A 25,833-nucleotide genomic window follows, 5' to 3' on the forward strand; every position below is an offset into this window, starting at 1 on the left:
TATGGCTCTTATTCTTCCTGTCAACGAAACAGCCCCGCAGCTCGGCGTCAATTGCTGGCTGGCTCCGAATGCCACGCTGGTCGGCGATGTCGTCATGGGTGACGACTGTACAGTCTGGTTCAACGCCGTTATCCGCGGCGATGTCAACGCTATCCGAATCGGCAACCGGACCAATATTCAGGACGGCGCGGTGATCCACTGCACGTACCAGAAAACGCAGACCGTCATCGGCGACTATGTCAGTATCGCCCATAATGCGGTTGTGCACGGTTGTACCATCGAAGACCGGGTATTGGTCGGCATGGGCGCCATCATCATGGACGGCGCCGTGATCGGTACCGGCAGCATCATCGCTGCCGGCGCGATTGTGACCCAGAACACCATCGTTCCTCCGGGTAGTATTTATGCCGGAAACCCCGCCCGGTTCCTGAAACCGGTGTCGGAAGGAGCCGCAGAAGTATTCGATCGGACGGCCAATAACTACGTCATGTATGCCGGCTGGTTCCGGGAAACCGACTGGTGAGTTTACTTTTCTCAGTAATTTCTCGTTTAAAATCACCAACTTTGCACCCGCTTGGCTGCCTTATTTAGCCTGAAAACCATTACATCACTCACATGGAGTTATACCTTGATTCAGCCGACCTGAAAGAAATCAAAGAAGCCTTTCAGCTCGGTTTTCTGACCGGACTTACCACCACTCCGACATTTATGCACCGCGAAGGTGTCCGCGATCTGGACGCGACCATCGTGGAACTTTCCAAAATAGTCCCCGTTCTTCAGATCGAAGCCCTTGGCGAAACAGCTGAAGACATCGTTGCCGATGCTGACCGCCAGCTGGCACTGGGCCTCGATCCCCAACGGACCGTCTTCAAAATCCCTGTATCCCTTGAGGGTGTGAAAGCCTGCCGTGCCCTGGTAGCGCGTGGTCTGAAAGTCAACATTCACCTCGTTTATACGATCCAGCAGGCCTATATGGCAGCTGCTGCCGGCGCAACCTATATCTGCGTACTGGCCGGCCGTATGCAGGATCAGGGGTATGACGCCCTGACGCTGATCAGCGACGTGGTGGAACTCGTTGATTCCTACGGATACGATTCCAAGGTCATGTTCTCTTCCGTCCGGAATACAGAACACGTCCGCAACGCTATTGAACTGGGCTGCCACACCATTACGGTACCCTGGAAACTGATGAAAGCCCTGACGGAAAACAACTTCACGGCCATCGGAACCAACCAGTTCATCGAGCATACCCGCCTCATCACCGTGAAGGTGAAGGAAGCGATCAACGACATCAACCCGGTGGTAGCCGAAGACGTTACCCTGACGGAAGCGATCGTCAAGATGACCGAGTTCGGCTTCGGCTGCGTCACGGTTGTTGACGGCGCCGGTAACCTGAAAGGCGTCTTCACTGACGGCGATCTCCGCCGGAAACTCGCCGAAGGCGGACGTGAAATCCTCTCTCAAACGATGGGATCGTTCACCTACGGTACGCCGGTATCGATTGAAGGCGAACAGCTGCTCGACGCCGCTGCCGCGCTCTTCAAGAAGACCAGCGTCGACACCATCCTGGTAACGGAAAACGGCAAGCCTGTCGGCATGCTGGATATCCAGGACCTGAAAAACGACTGATTCCGGCCATCCGGAGTAAGATAACCTGCTGGTTTTAATACCAGTTGAATGCCTCCGGTAAGCTTGTTCAGCTCCGGAGGCATTTTTCTTTTTGTACCGATATGATTCTCGGCATTATTCCTGCCCGCTACGCGTCGACGCGCTTCCCGGGCAAACCCCTGATCGATATTCAGGGAAAAAGCATGATTCAACGGGTGTACGAAGCTGCCAAAGCTTCTGCCCTGCTGTCGGATGTAGTGGTCGCGACGGACGACATCCGTATTCGCGAACACGTCGAAGCTTTTGGCGGAAAGGCTGTCATGACGCGGGAAGACCACCCCAGCGGCACCGACCGCTGCCAGGAGGCACTTCTCCGCTGGCAGGAAGCTCATCCCGGCGAAACGGCGCAGTACGTCGTCAATATCCAGGGAGACGAGCCTTTCCTCGACCCGGCTCAGATTGACGAGCTGGCGGCGGCGCTTGACGGCACGGTGGAACTCGCCACGCAGATGATTCAGGTCCATACAGCCGAAGCCCTGCATGATCCGGGGGAAGCGAAAATAGTCCTCAATGCCGCGCGGGAAGTATTGCTCTTCAGCCGGCAGGCGATTCCCTATCTGCGGAATGTGGCGCCGGAGGAATGGCACCTGCACCACGTGTATTACCGGCACGTCGGCATGTATGCCTACCGCACGGATATCCTCGAAGCCATTACGCGGCTGGCGCCGTCTTCCCTCGAAAAAGCGGAGTCACTGGAACAACTTCGCTGGCTGGAAGCCGGGTATTCCATCAAAGTGGTTGAAACCCAATACGATAGTCACTGCATCGACACCGAAGAGGACGTCGAAAAAGTGTTAAAACTATTGCAGAAATAACCGGATAGTACCCCACAGGATTTTCGGGCGGAATGCTTTCCGTTCGGGTCCGGAATCGTAACTTTGCGTCCCCGAAATCATTCGTTTCATTCTGAAATGTCAAACATGCTGAACTTGGTACTCTTCGGCCCTCCGGGCGCCGGGAAAGGAACCCAGAGCGAAAAACTGATTGAACAATACAAGCTCGTTCATTTGTCAACCGGCGACCTGCTCCGCTCAGAAATCAAAGCAGGAACGGAATTAGGTCTGAAAGCCAAGGCACTCATGGATCAGGGTATTCTGGTTCCGGACGAAGTGGTGATCGGGATGATTGACAACAAACTGAAGGAAAACCGCAACGCTGCCGGTTTTATCTTCGACGGATTTCCCCGGACGGTCAAGCAGGCACAAGCACTCGACGCCCTGCTGGAGCAAAACGGAACGTCCATTACCTGCATGGTAGCCCTCGAGGTGGAAGAAGAAGAACTCACCCGCCGCCTGCTCGAACGCGGAAAGACTTCCGGCCGCCCCGACGATCAGAACGAAGACCTGATCCGCAAACGGGTGCAGGAATACAACGAAAAAACCCTGCCGGTAGCCAACTACTACCAGGGGCAGCAGAAATACTCGTCGATCTACGGAATCGGCGCCATTGACGAAATTTTCGGGAAGATTACGCAAGCCATCGAAAAGGCTTCCGTCTGATCATTCCTCCTCTGACCTGAAGCTATTCCGGAAGGATATTCCGGAATAGCTTCTTTTTTTGAAAGGAACAGGATGTTTCCGGCAAGCCCGGAGGATCAGTTTCCCTTACCTCAAACGCATCGGTTTAGGCTTCGGGGGAACATTCTCTTATTTTTGCAGCATATTTCATCGCGGGATACCCCTCCGGACCGGATGGCGGCCTCCCGATTCAAGCATACGGATTGTGACCAGCAACTTCATAGATTACGTTAAGATCTGCGGTCGATCAGGCGCAGGCGGAGCAGGCTCCCGGCATTTCCGGCGGGAAAAACACGTTCCCCTGGGTGGACCTGATGGCGGAGACGGCGGCCGTGGCGGCCACATCATCCTCCGCGGAAACGCGCAGCACTGGACCCTTCTTCACCTGAAGTACCGCAAGCACGTCATCGCTACCGGCGGAAACCCCGGTGAGGGCGGACGGCGCAGCGGCGCGCGCGGAGAAGACGTCTACGTGGATGTACCCCTCGGAACCGTCGCCAAAGACGCAGAAACCGAAGAAATTCTCTTTGAAATCACCGAAGACGGCCAGGAGGTCATCCTCCTCGAAGGTGGTCGCGGCGGCCTTGGCAACAGCCATTTCAAGTCTTCTGTACAGCAGGCTCCCGAGCATGCTCAACCCGGCGAACCCGGCCAGGAGCAATGGTTTATTCTGGAGCTGAAAGTACTGGCCGACGTCGGGTTGGTCGGCTTCCCCAACGCCGGGAAATCCACCCTGTTGTCAGTCGTTTCAGCTGCTAAGCCTGAAATCGCCGATTATCCCTTTACCACCCTCGTACCCAATCTGGGTGTGGTACCCTACCGGGATTTCAAGTCGTTCATCATGGCCGATATTCCGGGGATCATTGAAGGCGCGTCGGAAGGAAAAGGACTCGGCCTGCGGTTTCTGCGGCATATTGAGCGAAATTCCATTCTGCTGTTCGTTATTCCGGCTACGTCGGAAGACGTCGGGGAAGAATACGAAGTCCTGCTCAATGAACTGCGGGAATACAACCCGGAACTGGTGGACAAAGAGCGTATGCTTGCCATTTCCAAAATTGACATCGCCACGGAAGAAGATCTCGCCCGCATCCGGAAACAGCTTCCGGCCGGTGTTCCGTGCCAGTTTTTCTCGTCGCTGACGAAAGAAGGACTGACCCCGCTCATTGATATGGTGTGGGATGGTCTGCAAAAATCCAACTCACCGACCTGATTACCGGAATACCTTCAAACCATGAAACGTGCTGAAAATTGGCGTTCCTTCCAATGGGTGACGTCGGAATGGCTCTTCGTGCTGTGTCTGATACCGATTGGCATCTTTTTCTGCGTATTCTTTCAATATTCGGGAAACCTGCCTTTCCGGGATGATTTCGATGGAATCCTCGAACCCGTCGCACGCTTTTCCCGTTCCGGTCCGTTATCACTTTCCGGCTTTATTGACATTGTCTGGACGCAGGACGACGAACGCCGCATTGTACTGGACCGGCTCGTTGCGATCGGGCAATGTATTGTTACCGGACGTTTCAGCTTTCAGGTACAGATGTTTATCGGGCTGCTTTCCGTACCCGGTATGCTCTGGGTATTTTACCGGGTCATCCGGCATGAACAGCTTCCGGCACTCCTGCTGGTGAGCTTTGCGTTGTTGTTGTTTAACATTCACTACTATGAGGCGATTTTCTGGGGGCTGATTCCCGTCCAGCAAATCGCAGTATATTTTTTTCCGTTGGTGGCCAGCTACTTTCTGGCCCGTCCGAAAACACTTGTCTTCGCCATTATCGCGGCGGTACTCGGTGTATTCTGTGATGTCAACGGGAGCTTTTTCCTGCCGGCAGGTCTGGCATTGCTTGTGTTCCAGCGGCGCTGGCGGGATGCGGCGATCTGGGCCGGGGTAGTCGGGCTGATCGTCTTCCTGTATTTCTACCACCTCGAAGTACCGGCTTACCGCCCGAAGCTGGGGGATAACCTCATGCATCCGCTCCTGGTACTGACTAACTTCTTCGCCTTCAGCGGACTGGCGTTTGATTTCAACGGAATACTGTCCGGTACGGCCCGGATAGTTCCAATCCTTGCGCTTGGCGTGGCAACGTGGGTATTGGTTGTCGTTCGCGGCTGGCAGCTGGGGAGCGCGGCGCTGTCGGGTCCGGTTATGTCCGTCAGCTGGCTGACCGTTTGGGGCGGTATTTTTCACCTCGCCATTACGATGGCCGCTTTCGCAGTGGGCCGCGCCATTGAAGGCCTGGATGCCGTGCTGATCAGCCGGTACAAGCACGTTGGATTTCTCTGGATTATCCTGATCACACTTCTGGCGCTGATACCGCTTAAAAACCGCGCCCGTCCGGGATATTACCTGGTTTATGCCGGATGGAGTCTCCTCATTTGCTGTTTCAGCTATTTTCAGTACCTCGCGCCGCTCGATTTTTACTACAAAGAGCGTTATACCGACATGTATGAGTGGCAACATAACCGGGCCATACCCAGTTCGCCAATTTATATGTCATTGCGCGCTCAGCTGGACTCAATTTGCAACGAAGCAATTCGAAACGGTGTCTACCGCTTGCCGGATCCCTATCCGTTTGCCGGACCTTATCAATCCGGAAGAAATAGTATTCCGGTAGCGGTTGCGTCCTCCCCTGCTTATGTTTCGTTTCAAAATCAACAATATCTTCGTACAGGAAAGCGGAATGATGGCGCATACATTGTCCTCAGGAGCGGACAGGAGCAGCATATTCTGCCGACTCAGCAGAACCGTTATTCGTTACGTCCGTGGTTGTCTTCCTTCGGAAAAAAATACTATGCGCCCGGCTTTACGGCCGGTCTAGCCACAGTTTACCTGCGGGAAAAGGAAATTTACACCCTTCAGATTCTGCATATTTCCGGGAATGAGCGTACTCTCTTCCCGACCCATACCTGCCTTATCAAAGAAAACGGGGAAGTGAAAAGCTTCACCCAACAAAAGCCTTAATCCCAACCGGGCCTGGGGCGGAGCAGCAAGCGAAATGCTCATTAAAAATGTAAAATGATAGCTTGAAACCGTTTTTATCTAGCGGTTTCCATTCATCTTTACATCTTTTCCGGGCATTCTATACGTATTTTCAATAGAATCTACCATTTCCCTTGTTGAACCGGAACGCTTTTTCGGGTTCCCCTGCCCGGGACTAACTACCGAAAAAAACGACGTTATGCGGTCTTTTACCCGTTGTTTTTCCTTTTTATGTACATTTTTTCTGACGAGCAGTCTGCTGTTCGGCCAGGTTGTTGTCACTTTCCCTTCGAATCGCATCGTTCTGCAGCGCGACAATGCCAATAAGGCTACGATGCAGATAGCAGGTAATTACTACCAACCTCTTGATCGTGTTGAAGCCCGGTTTATACCTGTCGTTTCGGGCTGGGGCACCGGTATTGATTGGTTTACGGTTCAGGAGAACCCTGTAAACGGCGCGTTTTCAGGAGCAGTTGTCGTCAGCGGGGGCTGGTATACGCTCGAAGTGCGGGGTATTTTCGGCGGCAACGTCGTCACATCCTATAAAGTAGACCGTGTAGGCGTCGGAGAGGTCTTTGTCGTGGCCGGGCAGTCGAACGCACAGGGCGTCCTGAATCCCAATCAGTCGATTCATGAGCCGCAGGACGATCGGGTCAATGCCGTCAACGACTTTTACGACAACGGTTTTTCCAGTGATCCGAACTACCCCGTCTTTTCCAAAATGACTGCCAACGGTCACATTGCTCCATATGGCATGAACGGATGGGCCTGGGGTGCTTTGGGAGATGTCCTGGCAAAGCGTCTCAACGTACCGATTCTCTTTTTTAACGGAGCGCTGGCTGCTACGACAATCAAAAACTGGCGGGAATCGGCTCAGGGGCTTCGGACCAGCAGCCGCTACCGGATGGGCCAGCCCGACGAATTGTTTCCTGCCGGGCAGCCGTATGGCAACCTGAAGGTTGCCCTCCAGTACTACGTATCACTGACAGGCGTTCGGGCCGTTTTATGGGAGCAGGGAGAGGCTGACGGGTATACGCTCTATACAACCAGGGACGATTATCTCAGCGATCTGAGTATTGTGATCAACAAAAGCCGGGAGCATCTTGGCAAGAATGTGACATGGGTAGTCGCGAAAACGTCGTATACCTTCGGACAAACCTGGCAGCCAATTATCGACGCACAGACGGCAGTAACGACGACTCTTCCCGCTGTGTATCAGGGTCCTTACACCGATCTCATTGAAACGCCCCGGAAGAACACCGCTGATCCGCCCGGTTTCGACGCCCACTTCAGTCCCGATGGGCTGCTCCTGCTCGGAAATGCCTGGTCGGAAGCGATGAATAATCAGTTTTTTGCTACCTCAAGCCCTATTCCGGCCCGAAATCAGTTTGCAGTTAATGCTGTCTGTGCAGCCAACAATGCGTTGACACTCGCGGTTGCCGACAAACAGATTTATGGCTGGAACAGCGGTCAATCCACTGCCTCCGTTACCGTCGGGCAGGGCGTTTACGTCGCCAAGACCCGTACGCCTGTCGGTAATACGGAGTTTTCACTTCCGTATAAAGTACCCGATCGCCCGGTGATTGGCGGAGCTGCCCTCCGCGATCCTTCCTCAGGGGCCGCCTATTACTGTGCCGGCGTGACGCCCCTTCTTCAATCGAATTACAACACAAATAATACCTGGAATACGGGAGCGGTAACGCCGAGTATTCTCGGAACAACCGGCAGCACCTACAGCCTCAAATTCAAAGACGTTATGGGCTGTGAGTATTCCTCTGAAACGATCATGCTTGCGCAACGTCCGCAGCCGGCCAAACCTTCCGTCAAAGCAGATGGTGCGACAAGTTTCTGCGAGGGCACTCCCCGGGTATTATCCACGGTGGAAACCAACGCCGGTTACCTCTGGAACAACGGCGAGACGACAAAAGACATTCAGCCCAAAAGTTCACGGTATTACTCAGTGAAAGTAGCCGATGCCAACCGTTGCTATTCCGTATCTTCCGACAGTATTCAGATTCAGATTAATCCGATCCCGTCTAAACCGACGATACAGGCCAATCGGGCGATCGACGGCAGTCGTACCGTTACGATCTGTGCCAATGAAAATGTGGAGCTGACGTCGAGTCCGTCTGACGGATCGTACAAGTGGTCGTACAACAACCAGAGCTCGATTAGTATTTCCGTCAACCTGGCCAATTCGTATCAAGTGCAAACGGTCAGCAAATTTGATTGCATTTCGCCTGTCTCAGACCCCGTTTTTGTTCGGGTGAACCCAATCCCCAATAAGCCGACCGTTAACGTCGTGAGAGGGAAGCTGGCGTTTTGTGAAGGCAGTTCTGTTACCCTTCAGGCAGTCACAACGCAAAAAGCTTCCTGGATTCTGGGGAATACGGAGGTTTCGAACAATGCATTGCTGACGGCAACCATCTCCGGCGACTATTACGCGCAGGCGGCAGACGCCAATAATTGTAAAAACTATTCGGATAAGGTTACCGTCGCGTCCCGTCCGAACCCGCAAACACCTGCCATTACGCAGGTAGGTCCGTATACGCTCGAAGCAACTTCCAAGCTTCCCGGATCAATCAATAGCTGGTATATCGACAGCGATACTATTACCTACAAGTCTCTTTACCTCAAACCGCTGAAGGAAGGCGTTTACCGGGTTAAGGCGGCGATTGAATATGATGTTGCTCCTGTCGGTAAGTTTACCTGCTATTCGGGCATTTCTGCGCCGTTTACATACGCGTATGACCCGAAACTGGAAGACGGCTTCAGCCTGTATCCCAACCCGAGTCCTGACGGCAATTTTACCCTTGAAACAAAGGAAAACTGGATCGACGCTGAAATCACCGTTTTTACAGTTACCGGTGTACAGCTTTATCAGGGAAAAGTAGCGGAATTCAACGAGCGGAAGTTCATCTACCTGGGCCGTCTTCCCGGGATGTATATCCTCCGCATCAAAAACAAGAATAACGAACGGACACGGCGCATCGCCGTCGCACCCTACTGAGTTCGATAGTATATCGTACAGAAAAGGCTTCCTGGTGGAAGCCTTTTCTGTTTCGTAGTGATCTTGTCGCTCTTCGAGATGTTCCGCAGGACATTTCGAAGTATAGATGCGTCGGATTTAAATCCGATAGTCACGCAGCATCTGTTTCAACATGAAAGACAACTACCCTGTCTACCGAAGCCTTTCAGGCAAGGTCAAAAAAGAAATACATCTTTAATATCTGTACTTCGGGATGTTCTACGGAACATCTCGAAGAGCGAAGCGTATTGTTCCTTTCTCGACGCTCAGATCTCAATAGCGAAAACCATCAGCGTGAATACTGCATAATTCCCTCACCACAACTATTCCCGGATATGAAAGACGAAGGAAACCACAGGTATCAATGCCGGTTTGCCACACGTGTTACCGCTATCCTCCGATGCCAGGCAACAAAAAAAGGTCTCTTTTCAGAGACCTTTTTTTGTATTCGCCGATCCTTAGTGTTTCGCGGGAGCGGCGGCAGCTTTTGCACCGGCTGCTTTAGGCTTCGCACCAGCTTTAGGCTTGGTAGCGGGGGCCGGAGGTGCCGGCGGGTTCAGGATACGGTTGGCTTCCGGGTTAGCGGGATCCAGTTCGATGATTTTCTTCATGAACTCCTTACCCTTATCGTTGTCTTTCGTCACGAGGAACTGGTAGTAGGCCGCATACTGGTAGGCTTCAATCAGTTCTTTCTTGTTCTTCGTCGTGTCGGCAACCGTCGTATACTGTTCGTAGTACGGCAGCGCTACGCTCCGGTCAGCGAGCAGACGGTTGGAACGGCCTTGCCACAGCGGAGCCATCACAGCGAACGTCTTCAAACCATCTTTCTGATCATCCGTCAGCGTCGTATTGGATTTCAGGATGCTGTCAGCCATAAAGCCCATACGGCCGAATGCTGCAGTAGCCTGCGGAATAACCGTTGTGTCCTTCGTCGTGCTCAGGTGGAAGTAGTAGGCAAGACCCTGGCGGTAGAAGTCGGAATAAGACGGCTTCTTGTCAGGACGCTCTTCTTTCCAGGCGATAGACTGACCGTAAGACTTGGCAGCATCGAGGTATTTCTTACCAGCCTGCTGAATCTTAGCGATTTCTTCGTAGTTGTTGAAAACCGTATCGCCCAGCGCAGCTGCTTTCGAAAACGCCTGGATAGCCAGTGAATCCTGCTTCAGTTCACGGTAGTCGATACCGAGGTAGCGGTAGTCATCCGGATAAACCTTCTTCGGGTTTGAACGGAGGAGCAGTTCGAGGTTCTCGGCAGCCGGTTGATACTTGCCCAGCTCGGTCAGCGACCAGCCTTTGATACGGGGAAGATCCGGGTCATTGACCTTTCCTTCGATTTTGGAGAGGGCATCTACTACCTTTTCGTATTGCTGAGCCAGGAACGCGAATTTCACGTAGCGCAGGATAACGTCCGGAGACTCTTCTGAGTACTGGATGTACTTGTCAAGGTTTTCGGCAGCGTTTTTGTAGTTACCTGCACGCAGCCAGAGTTCAGCAAATTCCCAGTATACAGGAGCAAACTTTTCATCTGCCTTGATAGCGTCGTTGAACGAAGTCTGGGTAGCAGAATAATTCTTGCCACGCTTCCAGACACGGCCCATACGGGTATAAGCCTCAGCGGCCATTTGCGTATCCTGTTGCAGACGCAGGGCTTCTTCATACGCTGAAATAGCGGGACCACCGTCATTCTTCAGCAGGTATGCGTCGCCTTTTACGATCTGGTATTCAGGGCGTTCTTTCTTCTTTTTCAGCGCTCCGATGGCATCGATCAGCGTGATCGCTTTGCCGGGATCGTTGGCCTGACCTTTCTGAGAGAACAGCGTATATACTTCTGCTGCTCTCCAGAGTACGTCTTCATCCTTGCTCTTCGTTTCGGCAAGAGCCTTGTCGATGATAGCCGTTGCTTCAGCAAGTTTGCCTTGTCCGAGCAACACGCCGGCCAGGCCGACATTGTTCAGCACGTACTTGGGGTTGGCCGCTACTCCTTTGTCAAAAGCAGCTTTCGCCTTCTCCAGATACTCTGCGATTTTGGGGCTACCTTCTTCCTCAATACCAGCCACCCGCAGGTAATAATACCCTAAATAGAATTGATTTTCAGCCGAAGCGGATGAAGACGCTGCTTTCTCAAACGCCTCACGTGCAGATCCCAGACGGTCGCCGTCCAGCGATTTCAAAGCGGCAACAGTTTCGGGTGACTGTGCAAACGCATTTGATGCACCCAAGGCAAGCATCCCGGCTACCAGAAACAGCGATTTGAATTTCACTCTCATCGTAGAAGAAAATTGGGTTTTGGGAAGGTGATACCTTACGTTCAACAATTAGGATTACAGATTACGAAATTACAGGAAATTTACCTCTGCTGAAAAAAAAGTTGGGCGAATAAGTGATGATTTTGCATCTACCCTATGCCTACCGCAGCAGCAACGGGAAAATTGCCCGTCTGCAAGGCCGTTTTCAGCGAAGTCCTGTCTCTTTACCTACGGAAACCGACTGTTTCCGGGATTTACATTCCTTTGATTTGGACCAGCCGGAGTACCTGGGTCGCAGGCAATAACCCGCTCTTCAGGACGATCCGCTGACCTGCGTCGGCCAGCACGTAATTAATGAACCCTGTTCCAAGACCGCGTTTGGCCTCCTTCGTGATCAGGAATACATTCCGGCTGAGCGGATACTTTTTCAACGCGATGGCGTATTGGAACGGTTGGAAATAGTCGTCCCGGTTGGCACTCGCCTTCTGCGCGATGCCCATCACACGGATTCCGTTGAGAAACTGCGGATGTTCGGGATCGTCGATATCACTGATCCAGTTTACGCCGATGACGCCGATCGCGCCGCGGTTCTTCTTTACATAGTCAATGACTTCCTTGTTGGACTTCATCGCAAAAATCGGAGCCTTTTTCTTATCAGGAACCCCCAGTGTGTCCAACAGGTACTGCAGGTTGCTGGAATGATCGTTGTCGACAACGAAAGAAATCTTATCGGTCGACTTTCCGTATTTCAGCTGGTTCCAGGTCGTTTTAGCCCCTTTCATGACATCAGCGGCTTCGTCCACCGAAATCAGGGTATCAGAAGACGCTCCGTTGGTAATGAACGCCACGGCATCGGTTGCCATGTGGTACGCCCGGTACTTCAGGTTGGCGTCGTCAAAGACTTTTCGTTCGGCCGGTTTGAGGTGGCGGGTCACAACTGCCACACGGGTGGAGTCATGCAGCATGAGCTGTACAGCCAGTTCCTCCGGCACATAGATCGTGTTGATTTTCGCGTAATTCTTGCTCCGGGCTTCGAAGGCATCCCGCTCGGCATCGAGCAAGGGCTGGAGCGACTCGTCGACCGAAATACTGATATTTCCCCGGGAGACTGTTTCTTCATCCTTCGGCGTCCTCTCCTGGCATCCGGCCAGTGCGACGCACAGAGCGAAAAAACCGTACCAGCAAAAATTCTGAATCGTTTTCATGGTCATTCCTCCTCCTGATTTCTGCGCCACTTGCTAAAGGCCCAGTAGGCTTTCAGTAAGGCGTAGGCAAAAAACAATCCACCCAGCACATAAGCAACCGTAGCAGACAGGATTCCCTGTTCTTCGAAGACCTCGGCCGACGAAACGAGGTAATACCCCATCGCCGCATAACCGAACGGAATAATCAGACCAACGAGGTCATTCAGTTGTTGATTGGCAGGTCTGGGCATTTTCCTTTTTTAGAAAAAATGGGTCAGATCGTGAGATGCTGACCCATTATCAAATCAATTCTTCAATCCTATTCGAGAACGAAAGAGATCGGCAGGTTAAAGCGCGATTTTACAGCGCGGCCTGACTGACGACCCGGCTTCCAGCGCGGCATAGACTTTACTACGCGGATTGCTTCTTCGTCGCAACCGAAACCAAGACCTTTCTGGACCTGGATATCGGAGATGCTACCATCCGGAGAAACGACAAAGCTCAGAAACACTTTACCCTGAATGTTGGCCCGTTGAGCCTGAGCAGGATATTTGATGTTCTTGGAAAGGAACTTGTACATTTCTGATTCGCCGCCGGGGAATTGAGCCTGTTGTTCTACGACCGTAAAGATTTCCTCTTTTTCAGCCGGCTTCACTTCGACTACTTCTTCCTTCTTCTTCCCGGTTCCTTCCGGGATGGCAACGATTTCAACGGCGTTCGGGTCCCCTACTACCGTTTCCTTACCAGCCTGTGCATCAACGAGTTCCGTTTGCTTAGGAGGCTCCACATCGGGCGGAACTTCCGTATCTTCCTTGATTTCGGGAGGAAGGAACGCCGTCGTGCTCACTACCGGTACCTCTGGTGGTGGTGGTGGTGGTGGCGGAGGTGGCGGGGGTTGATTGGGTTGTTCAGGCGGAGGAGGAAGTTCTGACATACTTGCCAGCTTCACTTCTACCTCTTTCTCTTCCGAACCGATTGACGCTGCAAGCAGCTTAATCGCCAGAAACGCCAGAACAATCAGAATCGCAATCCCTGTCGAGATCACGGCATAGCGTGAGCTACGCCGCCGCAGGTCATATGCACCGTACTCCTTGTTCCGACCTGCAAAAATCAGGTCTTCCAAGGTGGTATCGGGGGTGATTTTGATTAACTCTGCCATGTTATAGGAGGCAAACTTTGTTTGTTGTTCGAATGATTGAGTCAAATATAAAACTAAGATTTTAGTTTATCAACTATTCTCTTCGTTTTATTTTGATTACTTACCTTCTGCTTTGGCGATCAACTTGATGTCATTCAGGTTGATGTCGGTGATACCGTACTTGTCGATTTCAGAGATAGCCATTTCGTCGAGCGTGTCCACGAGCGCCTTGTAAGAGGCTTCGTCCTTGGACTTGATTACGACGAAAAACTTCTCTCCGACTTCGCGCTTTTTCCGGCGAAGTACATCGCGGAGACCACCGCTGGCCGCAAAGCTGGTCTTTTCGATCTGCGTAGAGGCAACATCCTTACCGGTACCCTGATACCAATAGACGACATCCTGTCCGTCTTTCTTATCAAGGAGAATCGTAATTGCTTCCGATTCCTTGATAGGAGACGTTTCCGTCTTTTCCTTGGTTTTATCAGGCATCCCCAAAAACATCGTTACCGGTTTCTGAAGAGTTGTAGTCAGAATGAAGAAGGTGATCAGGAGAAAGCCAAGGTCTACCATCGGCGTCATGTCGATACGGGTAGACGCTTTTTTACTCCGGACTTTGCCACCGTCTTTTTTACCGCCACCTTCCTGGGCTATTTCTGCCATTGTCTTGTGTAGTTAAAAACGTGCGTGAATGAATTACAGGGCGGTCGGCTTCGTTTCCTGACCGGTGATCAGGTTGAAGTTGTTCACATCCTGTTCCTGCATGGTGGCAATTACCTGTTTCACCGTCTTATACGGAGCGTTCTGGTCAGCCTTGATCAGGACCTTGTACTTGGCACCCTGATTCGTGTAATACTGACGGGCGTGGAACACCCAGTAGAACAGTTCGTTACGGGCAGAATCACAGGGGATTCCGGGCTGAACGCCGGGCTTGTTACGGTCCGCGGGTTCCATGTCCAGAAGCTGCTTCATGTTGGCCATCGGTGCGCCGAAGTTCTCAGACAGACGGAACGCTTCCTTTTCCTTGTCGGTGAAAGAAACATTGTACCGCTTGCCCATCTGGTCCAGCATACCCAGACGTACCGGGTGGTTATCAACCCCCATGTACACCTTACCGTCTGCCGACACGAGCACCGTAATAATGTCCTGTGACGTCAGCTTCTCCTGGGCTACCGACGTAGGCGTCGTGACCTGAACCGCTTCAACGGGACGTGACTTCGCTGTTAAGATAAAGAATGTCAACAGCAGGAAGGCAACGTCACACATCGCGGTCATATCCATCGACACCCCGTGGCGTTTTACTTTAACCTTTGACATTGCTGCGTGTTTAAATTTTCAAACTAAACGTTTCGTTGATCAAATGTATTGGCTTGTCTCGAAAAAAACAACCCAATTTTCATGCGGGAAGAAAACCCTCCCCGAGACGCCTAGTAATGAGCAGCAAAGTTGTTGGAGATGCTGAGACCGATCTCGTCGATGTTATAGGTCAGCGAATCGATCTGGCTGGTGAAGTAGTTGTAAGCGATCAAGCAGATAGCAGAGGTACCGATACCGAGAGCCGTGTTGATAAGTGCTTCAGAGATACCTTGTGCCAGTGCAGAAGAATCGGCCTGACCTGACTGACCCATTGCAGCGAATGAACGGATCATACCCAATACCGTTCCGAGCAGACCAACCAGCGTAGAAACAGATGCCAGGGTAGCGATGATCGTGAGGTTCTTCTCGAGCATCGGCATTTCCAGCGTGGTAGCTTCTTCGATTTCCTTGCTCAGGGCAACGAGCTTTTGCTCCTTGTCGAGTTCGGTGTCGGTAGTCAGTTGCTGATATTTTTTCAGAGCGGCGCTGACAACGTTACCCACAGATCCTTTTTGCTTGTCGCACTCTTTCAGCGCAGCCGGGATGTCGTTAGAGTTGAGCAGGGTTTGAACCTTGCGAACGAATTCGTCTACTTTGCCGGTTCCGTTTGCTTTACCCAGCGTGAAGAAACGCTCGAGGGTGAAGGTAAGAGCCGTCAGGAAGCAGGTCATCAAAATGGGAACGATGAAACCACCTTTGTAAACGATACCGAAGTAATCACCAGGGATAGGCTCGTTGGCGTTATCACCGCCTTCGAAGTGGCTACCGTTTCCGAGGTACAGGTGATAAAATAAGTGCGCCACCACCGCCAGAATCAAAATGATCAAACCAGATGAAACGCCCCCTGACTTCTTCTTCGGAGCAGCAGCAGGCTTAGCAGCGGGAGTAGGGGTTTTGGTAGTGTTACTCATTAGTTTGGTAATTTTAGGGTTTAGTGAAACTTTGGTTTGTTGGTGTAAAGAAAAATAAAATTTGATGTTCCAAACAACTACGAAAGAAAATTTTGTTTTTGATCCGTTAGGCCGGGCAAAGACTCAGCAAATCTACTGTAATTTTTCACATTCCCGACGTTAAGGATTTGTGAAAATTTTTGCAGCAATGGTAAATTTTTGCACTTTTCTAAGAAGAAGGAGACAATAAATCGACCAAATCTGTATTTTTTTGAGACAATGTCTCGCGTTGATATAACACGTTCCGGACCGGTCCGAAACTTTTCCGGTGCCAGTTGCTCGGCCCGTGTTCCTCCAATCCACGCAGATGCCGCGGAGTCGGATACCCGACATTACTCTCCCAGCCATACGCCGGAAATTCTTTCGCCAGCCGCTCCATCAGCTCATCCCGGTATGTTTTGGCCAGTACGGACGCCGCCGCGATCGACAGGTACAGGCCGTCTCCCTTGATGATGCACGTATGCGGAATCATGGGATAGGGCGTGAACCGATTGCCGTCGACCAGCAGGTGTTCCGGTCGCCGCGTCAGCTGATCTACCGCCCGGTGCATGGCCAGAAAGCTCGCCTTCAGGATATTGATCTGATCGATTTCTTCCGGGCTTGCTTCGGCGATTGCCCAGCACACCGCTTCTTTCCGTATTTCCACATTCAGTTCGTCCCGCTCGGCGCGTGTCAGCTGCTTCGAATCCGTCAGCCAGGGATGTGCATAGTCCGGAGGCAGTACCACGGCCGCTGCTACGACCGGCCCGGCCAGACATCCCCGTCCTACCTCATCCAGTCCCGCCTCCACACAATCTTTGGTATAAAAGGGTTTCAACATATGTTGTCAGGCCGTCATCTCCTCCGTTTTGCTTTCGGGCATCCAATATGCGGAGAGTTCTTTGAATTAAGGACACCCTGAGACGAAAAAATAACCTACAAATTCAACCTAAAGTCCTATTTTGTTCAAAATCAACGTGTAAGAATGACACTTATTTCATTCAATCTTCCAGAATATTGGAGATGAACGTCAGCTTGCAGGCAAACGCTGCGAGCAGGCAGACGATCGCCCACCGCAGGTATACATGGTAGTAATCTTTTACTTCCTGATACCGGGACGTTTTGATTTCGGTTTTTTCCAGCCGGTTGATTTCCCCGAAGACATTCCGCAGGGCTCCTGCATCCTCTACCTGAAAAAACTGCCCTCCGCTGGTCCCGGCGATCTGGCGCAGGACGCCGGTATCGAGGGTTTCCAGGCCTACCGAGTCCCGCACAGCGCCCTCCCGCCCTATTCCGATGGTATATACCCTGATTTTATAGGAAGCGGCTAGCTGGGCAGCCGTCAACGGGTCAAGATTTCCGGCGGTATTGTCCCCGTCGCTCAGTAAAATGGCGATTTTACTTCGGGCTGTTGTTTCGCGCATCAAATTGATGCAGTTGGCCAGCGCCGAACCGATGGCCGTACCGGCCGTCGGAATGATTCCGGACTTGATAGAGCGAATCTGTTCTTTGAGCAGCGCATAATCGGTCGTCAGCGGACAGAGAAAAAATGATTGCCCGGCGAATACCACCAGTCCGATCTTATCCTGAAAACGCCCGTCAATGAAATCTATTGCCACCTTCTTGGCCGATTCCAGTCGGTCAGGGGCCAGGTCTTTCTCCAGCATCGAATCGGATACGTCGAGCGCCAGTACAATTTCGATCCCATCGGCATACCGTTCTTCCAGGTCTTTTACGATCTGGGGGCGGGCCAATGCCACCAGCACCAGCAGCATGCCGATAAACATAAAGACACCCGGAATATGCCGGAGATACCGTATCCAGCCCGAGGCGGCTTCTTTCGCCAGAAAGGCTACGTTCAGCTTCTGCCGGGCTTTTCCGTGAAATGCGCGGCGCAAGAAAAACAGCAGCGGCACGGCCGGAATAGCGTACAAATAATAAGGAACGGCCCACTGGTATCCCGACAGGGTACTGAAACTGAACCACTTCAGTGAAAGCCAGTCTTCCATGCGTTACATAACCCGTCAGATACGGGTCAGAATCTGCTTTTTTCGTTTGACATACGCCCTGCCTGCCAGCTCCCGCAGAATCTTGAGGGACTCCTGGGTCTGGGGCGACGCTACTCCCCCGTAAACGACCGAATCGACGTCCCGCAGGGCGCCTTCCAGGTTTTTCTCCTGACCGAACTGTTCAACCGTTTCTTTGGTCGTAAAGGTCGAATAGGGTTTCCCCTCCATCCGTTCGAGGTACAGGCGCCAGAGAAATACCGCCTGCTCTACATTGGATACTGCCTGCTTCGGATCGGCTGCCCCGCGGAAATAGCGCTGGTAGGTACCCCTGAACTTGAGATGCCGTCTCCAGAGCTGAACAAGCTGCCACTGCCGACGGATGGATTCTCCGAAGAGCCAGTTACTCAGTCCGCCCAGCACCGCCGCTGCGATGAGGAGGAGAAACAGGAGCGGATAATTGACCTGATCTCCCAGGAATACCAGTTGCGTATTGGTCCGCAGTACCGGTTGCCGGATATCTTTTGCTTGCAGGAGTGATTGCAGCTGAACGGCCGAGACCGTCGGGTATATAGCGGTACAATCCTTCCCGTTTCGGACAAATACGGGAAGTTTCAGGTATTGTGTCGAATCCGTTTCAAAGGATACGAGGGTATACACAACGCTGTCGACGCTTCCCGCCGGTGTCGTGCGCGTCGGGAAATAGTCTCTTTTCAGAAAACGGAACGGGGAATAATCAAAAGCAGAATCCGGGAAAAAGACATCCCGCGAGGCGTCATGCCGATAGCTCAGGGCATACTTCACCGGACTGCCGACTTTCACTTTCCGGGAAAGGAAGGTTCCGTGCGGCGCCGGTCCGCTCGCAGCGCCAAGCAGGATCAGCATGATAACGCCGGCGATTCCCGTTTTCAGTAGTGATCGACTCATCGGACCCGGAACAGTTTGATCAGCTTCGGCACGTAATCTTCCTGCGTATCAACCGAAAGATAGTTCGCCTTGTACTGTTTGCACAGTTGCTCGAGCCGTTGCTGATTTTCTTCGAATACGCCCCGCATGGACTTGCGGAACTGGGCAGACGAGGTATTCACCCACAAGGTCCGCCGGCTTTCCTTGTCATATACCGGAATGATCCCGAGGCGGGGCAGGTTAATCTCCCGGTCGTCGTATAAATGAACGACTACCAGGTCATGCTTCCGGGCCAGTGCCTTCAGGTTTTGTTCGTAGCCCGTATCGATAAAGTCGGAGATGAGAAAGACAACACTTTTCCGTTTGAGCCGGTTGAGTACAAACAAAATGGCTTCGGAGAGGTTGGTCCTCCGCGATTCCGGCTTCAGGCGGAATAGCTCCAGAATCATTTGGTAACCGTGTTTCAGGCCGTTCGACGGATGGATATAGCACTCCTTTTGATCGGAAAAACAATACAGGCCTACGTGGCTGGCTTCGTGCATGGCCGAAAGGGCCAGCACGCCGCAGAGTTCCTTCGTAGTATCGAGCTTGGTCCGGTCTCCGCGACCGATTTCCTGGGAAGCGCTTACGTCCACCAAAAAAAATACCGTCTGCTCTTTTTCTTCCTTAAAAATCTTTAAGAAAAGACCGTGTCCCTTCGAGGATGCGTTCCAGTCAATGAGGCGGATGTCATCTCCATATTGATACTGCCGCAAGTCTGTGAACTCGAGCCCCGAACCCTTGAAAACCGAGCGGAAATTCCCGTGCATCTGGGAATCCACGGCCTTCCGGATACGGATTTCATAGTTGCGGAGTTTGGAGAGCAGTTCGTTCATAGCGGAAAATAGTCACGCGGAGCCCCTGCCGGGTACCCGTCCAAAGCCAAAACTACCTAACTTTGCCTTACAATAAAAAATGAAAACACGTCTGTTGCTCCTGCTGCTGGTCTTTGGCAGCGCCTGTTCCAATGGTCCGGCACCACCCGACAACCTGATCTCCCGTGAAAACATGGTGCAGATTCTGACGGATGTACACCTGGCCGAACAGCGCGTCAGCGGCCTTCGGATGAATACCCAGGACTCGTCGCTCATCGTCTTCGAATCGTTCGAAAACAAGATCCTGAAAAAATACGGAGCCGACACAGGCGCATACCGGGTAAGCTATACCTATTATATGGCGCATCCGGACCAGTTCAAGGAAATTTACCAGGGTGTGATCGATACGCTGACCGCCCGCGACGAACGTGCGCGCAAACAGCAGCATACCGGGCCTGACAGTACTTCCCGAAAACCGCAATGATCTCAGACTTCGGCTATATCCTGCTCTTCGTTGTTACCGCCATCCTGTTTCTGGTGGTCATGCTGTTTGCAGCGCGGCTGCTCCGCCCTGCGCGCCCGAATGAAGAAAAGCTGTCTACCTATGAATCGGGGGAAGAGCCCGAAGGCAACGCCAATATTTCCTTTAATATACGGTTCTACATCATCGCGCTGGTATTCCTGCTTTTCGACGTGGAACTGGTCTTTTTGTTTCCCTGGGCGACCGTTTTCGGTCAGGAAGAACTCATCCGTGAAACCAACGGGCTCTGGGGGTGGTTTTCCCTCTCGGAGATGTTTCTCTTTCTCGGCATTCTGACGCTCGGACTGGCCTACGCCTGGCGGAAAGGGCACCTGGACTGGATACGGCCGACGGTCAAAACCCCGGAGTTCTCCTCTCCTGTCCCGGACGATCTCTACAAAAAGATTAACAAGAAATACGAATGAAGAGCTTTCTCGACAGCCGGTTCAAAACCGGAGAGGGGGGCGTCGTCCTGACGACAGCCGAAGACCTGCTCAATTGGGCACGGCTGAACTCGTTATGGCCAATGGGTTTCGGACTGGCTTGCTGCGCCATCGAAATGATGCAGACCTATGCCTCAAGCTATGACCTGGAGCGCTTCGGCATCTTTCCACGGCCTTCGCCCCGGCAGTCGGACGTGATGATCGTAGCCGGAACCGTGACATTCAAAATGGCTGACCGGATCCGGCGCCTCTACGAACAGATGCCCGAGCCCCGTTATGTCATTTCGATGGGAAGCTGTTCCAATTGCGGCGGTCCTTATTGGGAACATGGCTATCACGTGGTAAAAGGCGTAGACCGGATCATTCCCGTCGACGTATACGTGCCGGGCTGCCCGCCCCGCCCGGAAGCGCTCATCGGCGCTATTCTCAAACTTCAGGAAAAAATCCGTAACGAAAGCGTGATCGAACCGGTAGCTGCCAAGCAGTTGCTGGAACGTCTCGAATCTGCCTCATGACGCTCCCGGAAATCCATGCCCTCCTCGCTGCCGAATTCGGCCCGGACGTCATTCGGGAAGAAGAAGCGACGGGACTGATGCCATATCTCGTCATCGGTACTTCCCGCATCGCCGATGTCTGCCGGTTTCTGCACGACCATCCGAAGACGTATTTCGATTCACTGTCCTGTCTGACCGGCATCGATAATGGTCCTGCGGCACAGACCTTTGAAGTCGTTTACAACCTGTATTCCATACCCTACGAGGCTCCGCTGTGTTTAAAGGTCAGGGTTTCACGGGAAGAGAATACCGAAATACCTTCTGTTTCAAGCGTTTGGAAGACGGCAGACTGGCATGAACGCGAAGCGTTTGACCTCTTTGGCATCCGGTTTTCCGGCCATCCGGATTTGCGCCGTATCCTGCTGCCGGAAGACTGGGAAGGCCACCCCCTCCGCAAGGACTACGACGAGCAGGAGCGCTACCACGGTATTCAAGTGCGCTACTGACGGTTTCGCCACCACTCCCGCGACCATATACGCTGAAACGCCCATCCCTTCCGATGCAGGCTGATCGGAAAGTATGCCTGTGCTTCTTTCGGACCGGAGCTTTGGTAGTACAGATCGTCATCTGTCAGGATCAACCGGGTATACTTCCCGTCTTTCTTCTCAACCAGATCGGTAAACGGAAGCTCCTCCTCCCAGTCGGCGTGCTCCTGCCGGAGTTTGTCCTTTAGTAACTGACTGGATTTCAAGGATTCATGCTTCGGCAAGTGCGGCCGGAAATGTCCTTCCGATACGTCTCTGGCATATTCGAGGTAGGCTTTCAGCAATTTCGGACCGGGGTTCAGGGTATCGTCGACCCGAAGCTGCTCGGGCCAGACGCTCGTCACCACACAAATACGGTACCGTGCCCGGGTGATAGCCACGTTGAGGCGGTTTTCTCCTCCCGCCATATTCAGGGAGCCGAATTGGGCCGATACTTTTCCGTGATGATCAGGGGCATAGCCGATCGAGAAGATGATGATGTCACGTTCGTCTCCCTGCACATTTTCCAGGTTTTTGATGAAAAGCGGTTCCTTTGCCGCAGGGACGGAAATACCTTCCAGCTTTTCTTCGAGCAAGCGCTGCTGCGGGAAATTGAACGTCACAATACCAATTGATTTACCGGGGTACTTCTGCCCGATTTCATCCAGTAGCATGACGATACGGTCGGCTTCCGTTTCGTTGGTCTGGTTTTGCCAGGTTCCTTCTACTTTCAGGTACCGGATAGCAGGCTCAAAGCGATTAATTTCTTCGAAATCAGGCAGCAACTGTAATTTCTGATCGTAAAAATGAACGTTGGAAAAATCGATCAGATCGAGCGACCGGCTCCGGTAATGCCCCCGCAGACCCACCGGCCGCAGGTGCCGCGCGGCAAAATCAAGCAGGCTGACTACTTCCAGATCCGGGTCGTCAGTCGTATCGTCTTCCAGCCGGACGCGGTACAGGTCCGACGGCTGTAATTGCCGGCTGTCTCCCGCAATTACCACCTGCCTTCCGCGGAGCATGGCCGGAATACCCTGTTCGGAAAAACACTGGGACGCTTCGTCGAAAATCACCAGGTCAAACAGCGGATCAAGGGGAAAGAGGGCCGACACCGTTTCCGGAGACGCCATCCAACAGGGAATCAGCTGGAAAATTTCTTCGGCAAACTCGCCGATCAGTTGTCGTACCGGCCATATCTGGCGCTTTTTAGTGACCTGGTGGCGCAGGTTCCGGTAGGTAACGGTATTGCCGAGACGGTTGGTTTCGAGAACCTTATAGGTTTGCTCGCGCAGGTGCATCCGGCCGATTTCTCCGGAAAGCTCCTGTTTCCGTTCCACAGCCTGCCGGAGTTCGGTTTCCATTTGCTCCATCCGGAGACCGGATACGCTGCGCAGAATCGGGTTCTTTCCTTCCAGGTAGTCAAGCCAGGACAGACGCAGGGAATTGGCAAACATCTCCACGAGTGGCTCTGGCCGACCGGCCTCCTCCCATTGCCGGATACTGTCCTTTTCGGTCGATGAGAGCGTATTCACCAGTTCATCGCATTCCTTCAGCAGGTCGAAGTCACGGCTGAGCGTAGTTTTCAAAGCATTTCTGTCGGCTTCGCCGGCGGCAATACGCCGGATCTGCCCCTCCGTCAGCCAGGATTGCCACTGTTTGTATGCTTGTTGTACCTGCCGGGCCGTCGCCGCCAGCTGCATTACCGCCGCCGAAAACGCCTCCTGGCCGGGATACTGCCGCAACAGCTCTTCGAGCAATGGATGCCGGTACAGGACGGTCAGGTGCTCATCGGCCGCTTCCAGCCGCGCGAGGAAATCCAGCCAGTTCTGTTCCGTTACTACCCAGTCTTCGTGAACGAGATCGGCACCCGCCGACTGCCCCCATTCGACGAAAAACGCCTCGATTTCCATCCGCCGGATCAGCTTGCCAAAAAGAAGGCGGAGATCCGGTGCATCGAGCGAGAAACCATGGGCAACAGCCTCCTTTCGGATGGTATCTTTTCCTTTGTAAAATGCCCAGGAGAACAGCGATTTGCGGGCCTCCAGGGCTTTTTCCAGTTCCTGACGGAAAGATGCCAGTTCCGAGCGGCGCCGGGTAGGTCCGATTACGCCGGCCCCGAGACGGGGGCGTATCTCTCTTTCGGATAATTCCTCCCATTTCGGGTAGCGAATCAACTTTCGGGTATGAAACTGAATGACATAGGGCCAGTGTACTCCGTCGGAAAGCCCGGCGGACAGCGCCTCCGCGTCTATCTCCAGCCAATCGGCCAGTTCCAGCGGACGGTTGAGTACGGTAGCCGCTACGGCCGATGCTTCGGCCGCAAGCGCGGAAATCTGATCGATCATCGCGCCGGCATCGGAAATATCCTGAAACGAACGGCCGCTGAAGTCCACCCGGTCTGTCCAGGGATGCTCCGGCCCGAGCCGTTCGAGGTAAGCTTCATACCGGGTAAGCGAGCGGAGTACATCCTGCCAATTGGTAAAGGAAAACGAGCGGAAGCTATTTCCCAGGTCGAGGCGAGGACGTGTAATATCCGACGACAGATACAGTTCCTTCGGCGAAAGACCGCATTCCGATGCATCAAACAACGCGGTTCGGAATTCCCGCAACTCTGCCTGCAACCGGTCGATCCGATGGGCAGTCTGGGTAAACTCCCGTTCGAGCAGAATAGCATCGAGGCTGTAATTCAGTCGTTTATAGTCTTCGATATGGTCTATTTGCCGGGCCAGCTGGGTATAGAGGGCCTTCCGGTCATGTTGAAAATCGTGGAGATTGGCGACAAATTCAGACCAGTCCGCCGTGGCAAGGCGGTCTGATACCGTATCCAGCGCAGCACGTTTTTGGCTGACAACCAGTACTTTCTTTCCGGCAGAAGTAAAATCGGCAATCAGGTTGGAGATGAGCTGAGATTTGCCGGTTCCGGGAGGTCCCTGTACGACAATCGACTCCCCTTTTTTGACGCGGCGGACGGCTTCCTCCTGCGACGCGTCCATCGGAAACGGCGTCAGCAAATCCGCTTCCCGCACATCCGGGCGCTCAGGCAGCCCGATTTCAAAGGCCCGCTCGCCGGCCATGAGCGCGTCATAGTCCCGCACGAGGTAGGAACCGGCCTGAGGAAAAATTCCGAGAATCGCCTGCGGCAGAAGGCGCAGTACCCCGTCGGCCTCCGTACGATCCAGGTCGCTCTTCGCCAGTTTCGGGAAAAACTGCAGCTGGTCTTCAAACAGATCGGAGTTGAAATCCAGCTGAACGGGCGTTTCCTTCAGCCATTCATATAGTGCCGTCCGGAACGCGCGGGAGTCTTCCGGAAAATCTTCGAAATCGAAATTGAGTACCTCGTCCGGTAGCTTACGCTCGTTGTAATGGGCATAGGCCATCAAAAGTGAGGAATTCAGAACGAGAGGTTCGTCCCGGCGTTCGAGTTTCCACCGGGGGTGCGGTTCCGGTGTCTGCGCCAGGTTGACGGGCCAGAACAGCAGCGGAGCGCGGACGACGGTCCCGTCGTTGAACTTCCCCTGTACAATCGGCCAGCCGAGGTGCAGGTCTTCCGACCCCTGCTCCGCTTCGATAAAAGCCGCTACCCGGGCCATACGTCTGAGGCGGCGGGATAGTTCGTTTATCTTTTCATACCGGGGGTCCGCCGCATCGCACAGGAAGACGGACATTTTGCCTTCCATCAGGGCCGCCGGAATACGAAAAGCCTTTTCACCCGTCAGAAAATCAAGTTCCTGGATATCGAGAAATTGCTCCTGCGGCAGAGACAACAGCAGGAGAGAACGGTTACGCGGGCTCAGATTTGCCAGCCGTCGCTGAAAAACCTGAAATATCTGTCTGCCAATCTGCATAGTTATACCATCCATGGTTCCGGCTGTTTTCCATCACCGGCGAAAACAATGCCGCGCCGGAATCCGGAATAAAAGTCCCGCCGAACGGACATTGCCTGACTAAAGAACGATTCCGGATAGGAAGATACATAATCGGTGTGTATTTTTGGCGGTCAAAATCATTCCGATCTTCTGTTCTGCCAAAGTTCCGGTACGCTTCGT

Annotated in this window: 23 protein-coding genes; 11 read left to right on the forward strand and 12 right to left on the reverse strand. The window is 53.0% G+C overall.

Annotated elements, in window-relative coordinates:
* The first annotated feature begins 1 nt into the window (after position 1).
* The 7 genes from BLR09_RS12545 (at position 2) to BLR09_RS12575 (ending at position 9,172) form a co-directional block, all read left to right on the forward strand.
* Positions 2 to 523 carry a gamma carbonic anhydrase family protein gene (locus BLR09_RS12545; protein WP_093202439.1) on the forward strand — a complete coding sequence of 174 codons (522 nt, stop codon included), beginning with the start codon at positions 2 to 4 and terminating at the stop codon, positions 521 to 523.
* Positions 524 to 615: 92 nt separating this feature from the next.
* Positions 616 to 1,629 (forward strand): transaldolase family protein, encoded by a 1,014-nt coding sequence (locus BLR09_RS12550; RefSeq protein WP_093202442.1) that lies wholly within the window; start codon positions 616 to 618, stop codon positions 1,627 to 1,629.
* 101 nt (positions 1,630 to 1,730) lie between these two features.
* Positions 1,731 to 2,483 carry a 3-deoxy-manno-octulosonate cytidylyltransferase gene (kdsB, locus tag BLR09_RS12555; RefSeq protein ID WP_093202444.1) on the forward strand — a complete coding sequence of 251 codons (753 nt, stop codon included), beginning with the start codon at positions 1,731 to 1,733 and terminating at the stop codon, positions 2,481 to 2,483.
* 105 nt (positions 2,484 to 2,588) lie between these two features.
* A complete protein-coding gene (locus tag BLR09_RS12560) occupies positions 2,589 to 3,167 on the forward strand; it encodes an adenylate kinase (RefSeq protein WP_093202447.1) in 579 nt (192 codons plus the stop codon).
* A gap of 220 nt (positions 3,168 to 3,387) precedes the next feature.
* Positions 3,388 to 4,395 (forward strand): GTPase ObgE, encoded by a 1,008-nt coding sequence (gene obgE / locus BLR09_RS12565; RefSeq protein WP_093202917.1) that lies wholly within the window; start codon positions 3,388 to 3,390, stop codon positions 4,393 to 4,395.
* A 21-nt stretch (positions 4,396 to 4,416) separates the two neighbouring features.
* On the forward strand, positions 4,417 to 6,144 hold the full coding sequence (locus tag BLR09_RS12570) for a hypothetical protein (protein ID WP_093202449.1): 1,728 nt from the start codon (positions 4,417 to 4,419) through the stop codon (positions 6,142 to 6,144).
* Positions 6,145 to 6,361: 217 nt separating this feature from the next.
* Positions 6,362 to 9,172 carry a T9SS type A sorting domain-containing protein gene (locus tag BLR09_RS12575; protein WP_093202452.1) on the forward strand — a complete coding sequence of 937 codons (2,811 nt, stop codon included), beginning with the start codon at positions 6,362 to 6,364 and terminating at the stop codon, positions 9,170 to 9,172.
* A 476-nt stretch (positions 9,173 to 9,648) separates the two neighbouring features.
* On the opposite strand, the gene BLR09_RS12580 is transcribed toward BLR09_RS12575, so the two are convergent.
* The 11 genes from BLR09_RS12580 to BLR09_RS12630 form a co-directional block, all read right to left on the reverse strand.
* The gene (locus BLR09_RS12580) at positions 9,649 to 11,457 is read right to left on the reverse strand and encodes a tetratricopeptide repeat protein (protein WP_093202455.1); all 1,809 of its coding nucleotides are present in this window, start codon (positions 11,455 to 11,457) and stop codon (positions 9,649 to 9,651) included.
* Positions 11,458 to 11,690: 233 nt separating this feature from the next.
* Positions 11,691 to 12,641: a PstS family phosphate ABC transporter substrate-binding protein gene (locus BLR09_RS12585; RefSeq protein ID WP_176785532.1), complete on the reverse strand. Its 951-nt coding sequence runs from the start codon at positions 12,639 to 12,641 to the stop codon at positions 11,691 to 11,693.
* A 2-nt stretch (positions 12,642 to 12,643) separates the two neighbouring features.
* Positions 12,644 to 12,871: a hypothetical protein gene (locus BLR09_RS12590; RefSeq protein WP_093202460.1), complete on the reverse strand. Its 228-nt coding sequence runs from the start codon at positions 12,869 to 12,871 to the stop codon at positions 12,644 to 12,646.
* Between the two features lie 68 nt (positions 12,872 to 12,939).
* Positions 12,940 to 13,779: an energy transducer TonB gene (locus tag BLR09_RS12595; RefSeq protein ID WP_093202463.1), complete on the reverse strand. Its 840-nt coding sequence runs from the start codon at positions 13,777 to 13,779 to the stop codon at positions 12,940 to 12,942.
* Between the two features lie 96 nt (positions 13,780 to 13,875).
* On the reverse strand, positions 13,876 to 14,418 hold the full coding sequence (locus BLR09_RS12600) for an ExbD/TolR family protein (RefSeq protein ID WP_093202465.1): 543 nt from the start codon (positions 14,416 to 14,418) through the stop codon (positions 13,876 to 13,878).
* Positions 14,419 to 14,451: 33 nt separating this feature from the next.
* The gene (locus tag BLR09_RS12605; RefSeq protein WP_093202468.1) at positions 14,452 to 15,072 is read right to left on the reverse strand and encodes an ExbD/TolR family protein; all 621 of its coding nucleotides are present in this window, start codon (positions 15,070 to 15,072) and stop codon (positions 14,452 to 14,454) included.
* A 110-nt stretch (positions 15,073 to 15,182) separates the two neighbouring features.
* Complete coding sequence (locus tag BLR09_RS12610) at positions 15,183 to 16,022, reverse strand: MotA/TolQ/ExbB proton channel family protein (protein ID WP_093202471.1); 840 nt, start codon at positions 16,020 to 16,022, stop codon at positions 15,183 to 15,185.
* A 208-nt stretch (positions 16,023 to 16,230) separates the two neighbouring features.
* Complete coding sequence (locus BLR09_RS12615) at positions 16,231 to 16,881, reverse strand: ribonuclease HII (protein ID WP_093202473.1); 651 nt, start codon at positions 16,879 to 16,881, stop codon at positions 16,231 to 16,233.
* A 160-nt stretch (positions 16,882 to 17,041) separates the two neighbouring features.
* On the reverse strand, positions 17,042 to 18,049 hold the full coding sequence (locus tag BLR09_RS12620) for a VWA domain-containing protein (protein ID WP_093202475.1): 1,008 nt from the start codon (positions 18,047 to 18,049) through the stop codon (positions 17,042 to 17,044).
* Between the two features lie 15 nt (positions 18,050 to 18,064).
* Positions 18,065 to 18,973 carry a hypothetical protein gene (locus BLR09_RS12625; RefSeq protein WP_093202478.1) on the reverse strand — a complete coding sequence of 303 codons (909 nt, stop codon included), beginning with the start codon at positions 18,971 to 18,973 and terminating at the stop codon, positions 18,065 to 18,067.
* Positions 18,970 to 19,827, reverse strand: coding sequence for a DUF58 domain-containing protein (locus BLR09_RS12630; RefSeq protein ID WP_093202480.1), 858 nt, complete (start codon positions 19,825 to 19,827; stop codon positions 18,970 to 18,972). Before BLR09_RS12630 ends, BLR09_RS12625 begins: the two co-directional genes overlap by 4 nt.
* 79 nt (positions 19,828 to 19,906) lie before the next feature.
* Between BLR09_RS12630 and BLR09_RS12635 the strand changes: the two genes are divergently transcribed.
* From BLR09_RS12635 to BLR09_RS12650, 4 genes are read left to right on the forward strand one after another with little or no spacing between them, the layout of a single operon-like run.
* The gene (locus BLR09_RS12635) at positions 19,907 to 20,290 is read left to right on the forward strand and encodes a DUF4296 domain-containing protein (RefSeq protein WP_093202483.1); all 384 of its coding nucleotides are present in this window, start codon (positions 19,907 to 19,909) and stop codon (positions 20,288 to 20,290) included.
* Positions 20,287 to 20,751, forward strand: coding sequence for an NADH-quinone oxidoreductase subunit A (locus BLR09_RS12640; protein WP_093202485.1), 465 nt, complete (start codon positions 20,287 to 20,289; stop codon positions 20,749 to 20,751). The genes BLR09_RS12635 and BLR09_RS12640 overlap by 4 nt, the downstream gene beginning before the upstream one ends.
* Positions 20,748 to 21,284: an NADH-quinone oxidoreductase subunit B gene (locus BLR09_RS12645; protein WP_093202488.1), complete on the forward strand. Its 537-nt coding sequence runs from the start codon at positions 20,748 to 20,750 to the stop codon at positions 21,282 to 21,284. Before BLR09_RS12640 ends, BLR09_RS12645 begins: the two co-directional genes overlap by 4 nt.
* On the forward strand, positions 21,281 to 21,769 hold the full coding sequence (locus tag BLR09_RS12650; RefSeq protein WP_093202490.1) for an NADH-quinone oxidoreductase subunit C: 489 nt from the start codon (positions 21,281 to 21,283) through the stop codon (positions 21,767 to 21,769). Before BLR09_RS12645 ends, BLR09_RS12650 begins: the two co-directional genes overlap by 4 nt.
* Here BLR09_RS12650 and BLR09_RS12655 read toward each other — a convergent pair.
* Positions 21,763 to 25,632: an AAA domain-containing protein gene (locus BLR09_RS12655; RefSeq protein WP_245689920.1), complete on the reverse strand. Its 3,870-nt coding sequence runs from the start codon at positions 25,630 to 25,632 to the stop codon at positions 21,763 to 21,765. The two genes, BLR09_RS12650 and BLR09_RS12655, sit on opposite strands and share 7 nt — an antisense overlap.
* Positions 25,633 to 25,833: the final 201 nt, after the last annotated feature.

The organism is Siphonobacter aquaeclarae, assembly GCF_900103285.1.
GTDB classification, from domain to species: Bacteria; Bacteroidota; Bacteroidia; order Cytophagales; family Spirosomataceae; genus Siphonobacter; species Siphonobacter aquaeclarae.

Excerpts from the sequence above, each read along its gene's own strand:
- BLR09_RS12560 (WP_093202447.1), top strand. The coding sequence starts at position 2,589 with ATGCTGAACTTGGTACTCTTCGGCCCTCCGGGCGCCGGGAAAGGAACC.
- BLR09_RS12605 (WP_093202468.1), bottom strand. The coding sequence starts at position 15,072 with ATGTCAAAGGTTAAAGTAAAACGCCACGGGGTGTCGATGGATATGACC.
- BLR09_RS12650 (WP_093202490.1), top strand. The coding sequence starts at position 21,281 with ATGACGCTCCCGGAAATCCATGCCCTCCTCGCTGCCGAATTCGGCCCG.
- BLR09_RS12580 (WP_093202455.1), bottom strand. The coding sequence starts at position 11,457 with ATGAGAGTGAAATTCAAATCGCTGTTTCTGGTAGCCGGGATGCTTGCC.
- BLR09_RS12550 (WP_093202442.1), top strand. The coding sequence starts at position 616 with ATGGAGTTATACCTTGATTCAGCCGACCTGAAAGAAATCAAAGAAGCC.
- kdsB (WP_093202444.1), top strand. The coding sequence starts at position 1,731 with ATGATTCTCGGCATTATTCCTGCCCGCTACGCGTCGACGCGCTTCCCG.
- BLR09_RS12600 (WP_093202465.1), bottom strand. The coding sequence starts at position 14,418 with ATGGCAGAAATAGCCCAGGAAGGTGGCGGTAAAAAAGACGGTGGCAAA.
- BLR09_RS12595 (WP_093202463.1), bottom strand. The coding sequence starts at position 13,779 with ATGGCAGAGTTAATCAAAATCACCCCCGATACCACCTTGGAAGACCTG.
- BLR09_RS12575 (WP_093202452.1), top strand. The coding sequence starts at position 6,362 with ATGCGGTCTTTTACCCGTTGTTTTTCCTTTTTATGTACATTTTTTCTG.
- BLR09_RS12635 (WP_093202483.1), top strand. The coding sequence starts at position 19,907 with ATGAAAACACGTCTGTTGCTCCTGCTGCTGGTCTTTGGCAGCGCCTGT.
- BLR09_RS12585 (WP_176785532.1), bottom strand. The coding sequence starts at position 12,641 with ATGAAAACGATTCAGAATTTTTGCTGGTACGGTTTTTTCGCTCTGTGC.
- BLR09_RS12645 (WP_093202488.1), top strand. The coding sequence starts at position 20,748 with ATGAAGAGCTTTCTCGACAGCCGGTTCAAAACCGGAGAGGGGGGCGTC.
- BLR09_RS12640 (WP_093202485.1), top strand. The coding sequence starts at position 20,287 with ATGATCTCAGACTTCGGCTATATCCTGCTCTTCGTTGTTACCGCCATC.
- BLR09_RS12655 (WP_245689920.1), bottom strand. The coding sequence starts at position 25,632 with ATGCAGATTGGCAGACAGATATTTCAGGTTTTTCAGCGACGGCTGGCA.
- BLR09_RS12545 (WP_093202439.1), top strand. The coding sequence starts at position 2 with ATGGCTCTTATTCTTCCTGTCAACGAAACAGCCCCGCAGCTCGGCGTC.
- BLR09_RS12630 (WP_093202480.1), bottom strand. The coding sequence starts at position 19,827 with ATGAACGAACTGCTCTCCAAACTCCGCAACTATGAAATCCGTATCCGG.
- BLR09_RS12590 (WP_093202460.1), bottom strand. The coding sequence starts at position 12,871 with ATGCCCAGACCTGCCAATCAACAACTGAATGACCTCGTTGGTCTGATT.
- BLR09_RS12615 (WP_093202473.1), bottom strand. The coding sequence starts at position 16,881 with ATGTTGAAACCCTTTTATACCAAAGATTGTGTGGAGGCGGGACTGGAT.
- BLR09_RS12610 (WP_093202471.1), bottom strand. The coding sequence starts at position 16,022 with ATGAGTAACACTACCAAAACCCCTACTCCCGCTGCTAAGCCTGCTGCT.
- BLR09_RS12620 (WP_093202475.1), bottom strand. The coding sequence starts at position 18,049 with ATGGAAGACTGGCTTTCACTGAAGTGGTTCAGTTTCAGTACCCTGTCG.
- BLR09_RS12570 (WP_093202449.1), top strand. The coding sequence starts at position 4,417 with ATGAAACGTGCTGAAAATTGGCGTTCCTTCCAATGGGTGACGTCGGAA.
- BLR09_RS12625 (WP_093202478.1), bottom strand. The coding sequence starts at position 18,973 with ATGAGTCGATCACTACTGAAAACGGGAATCGCCGGCGTTATCATGCTG.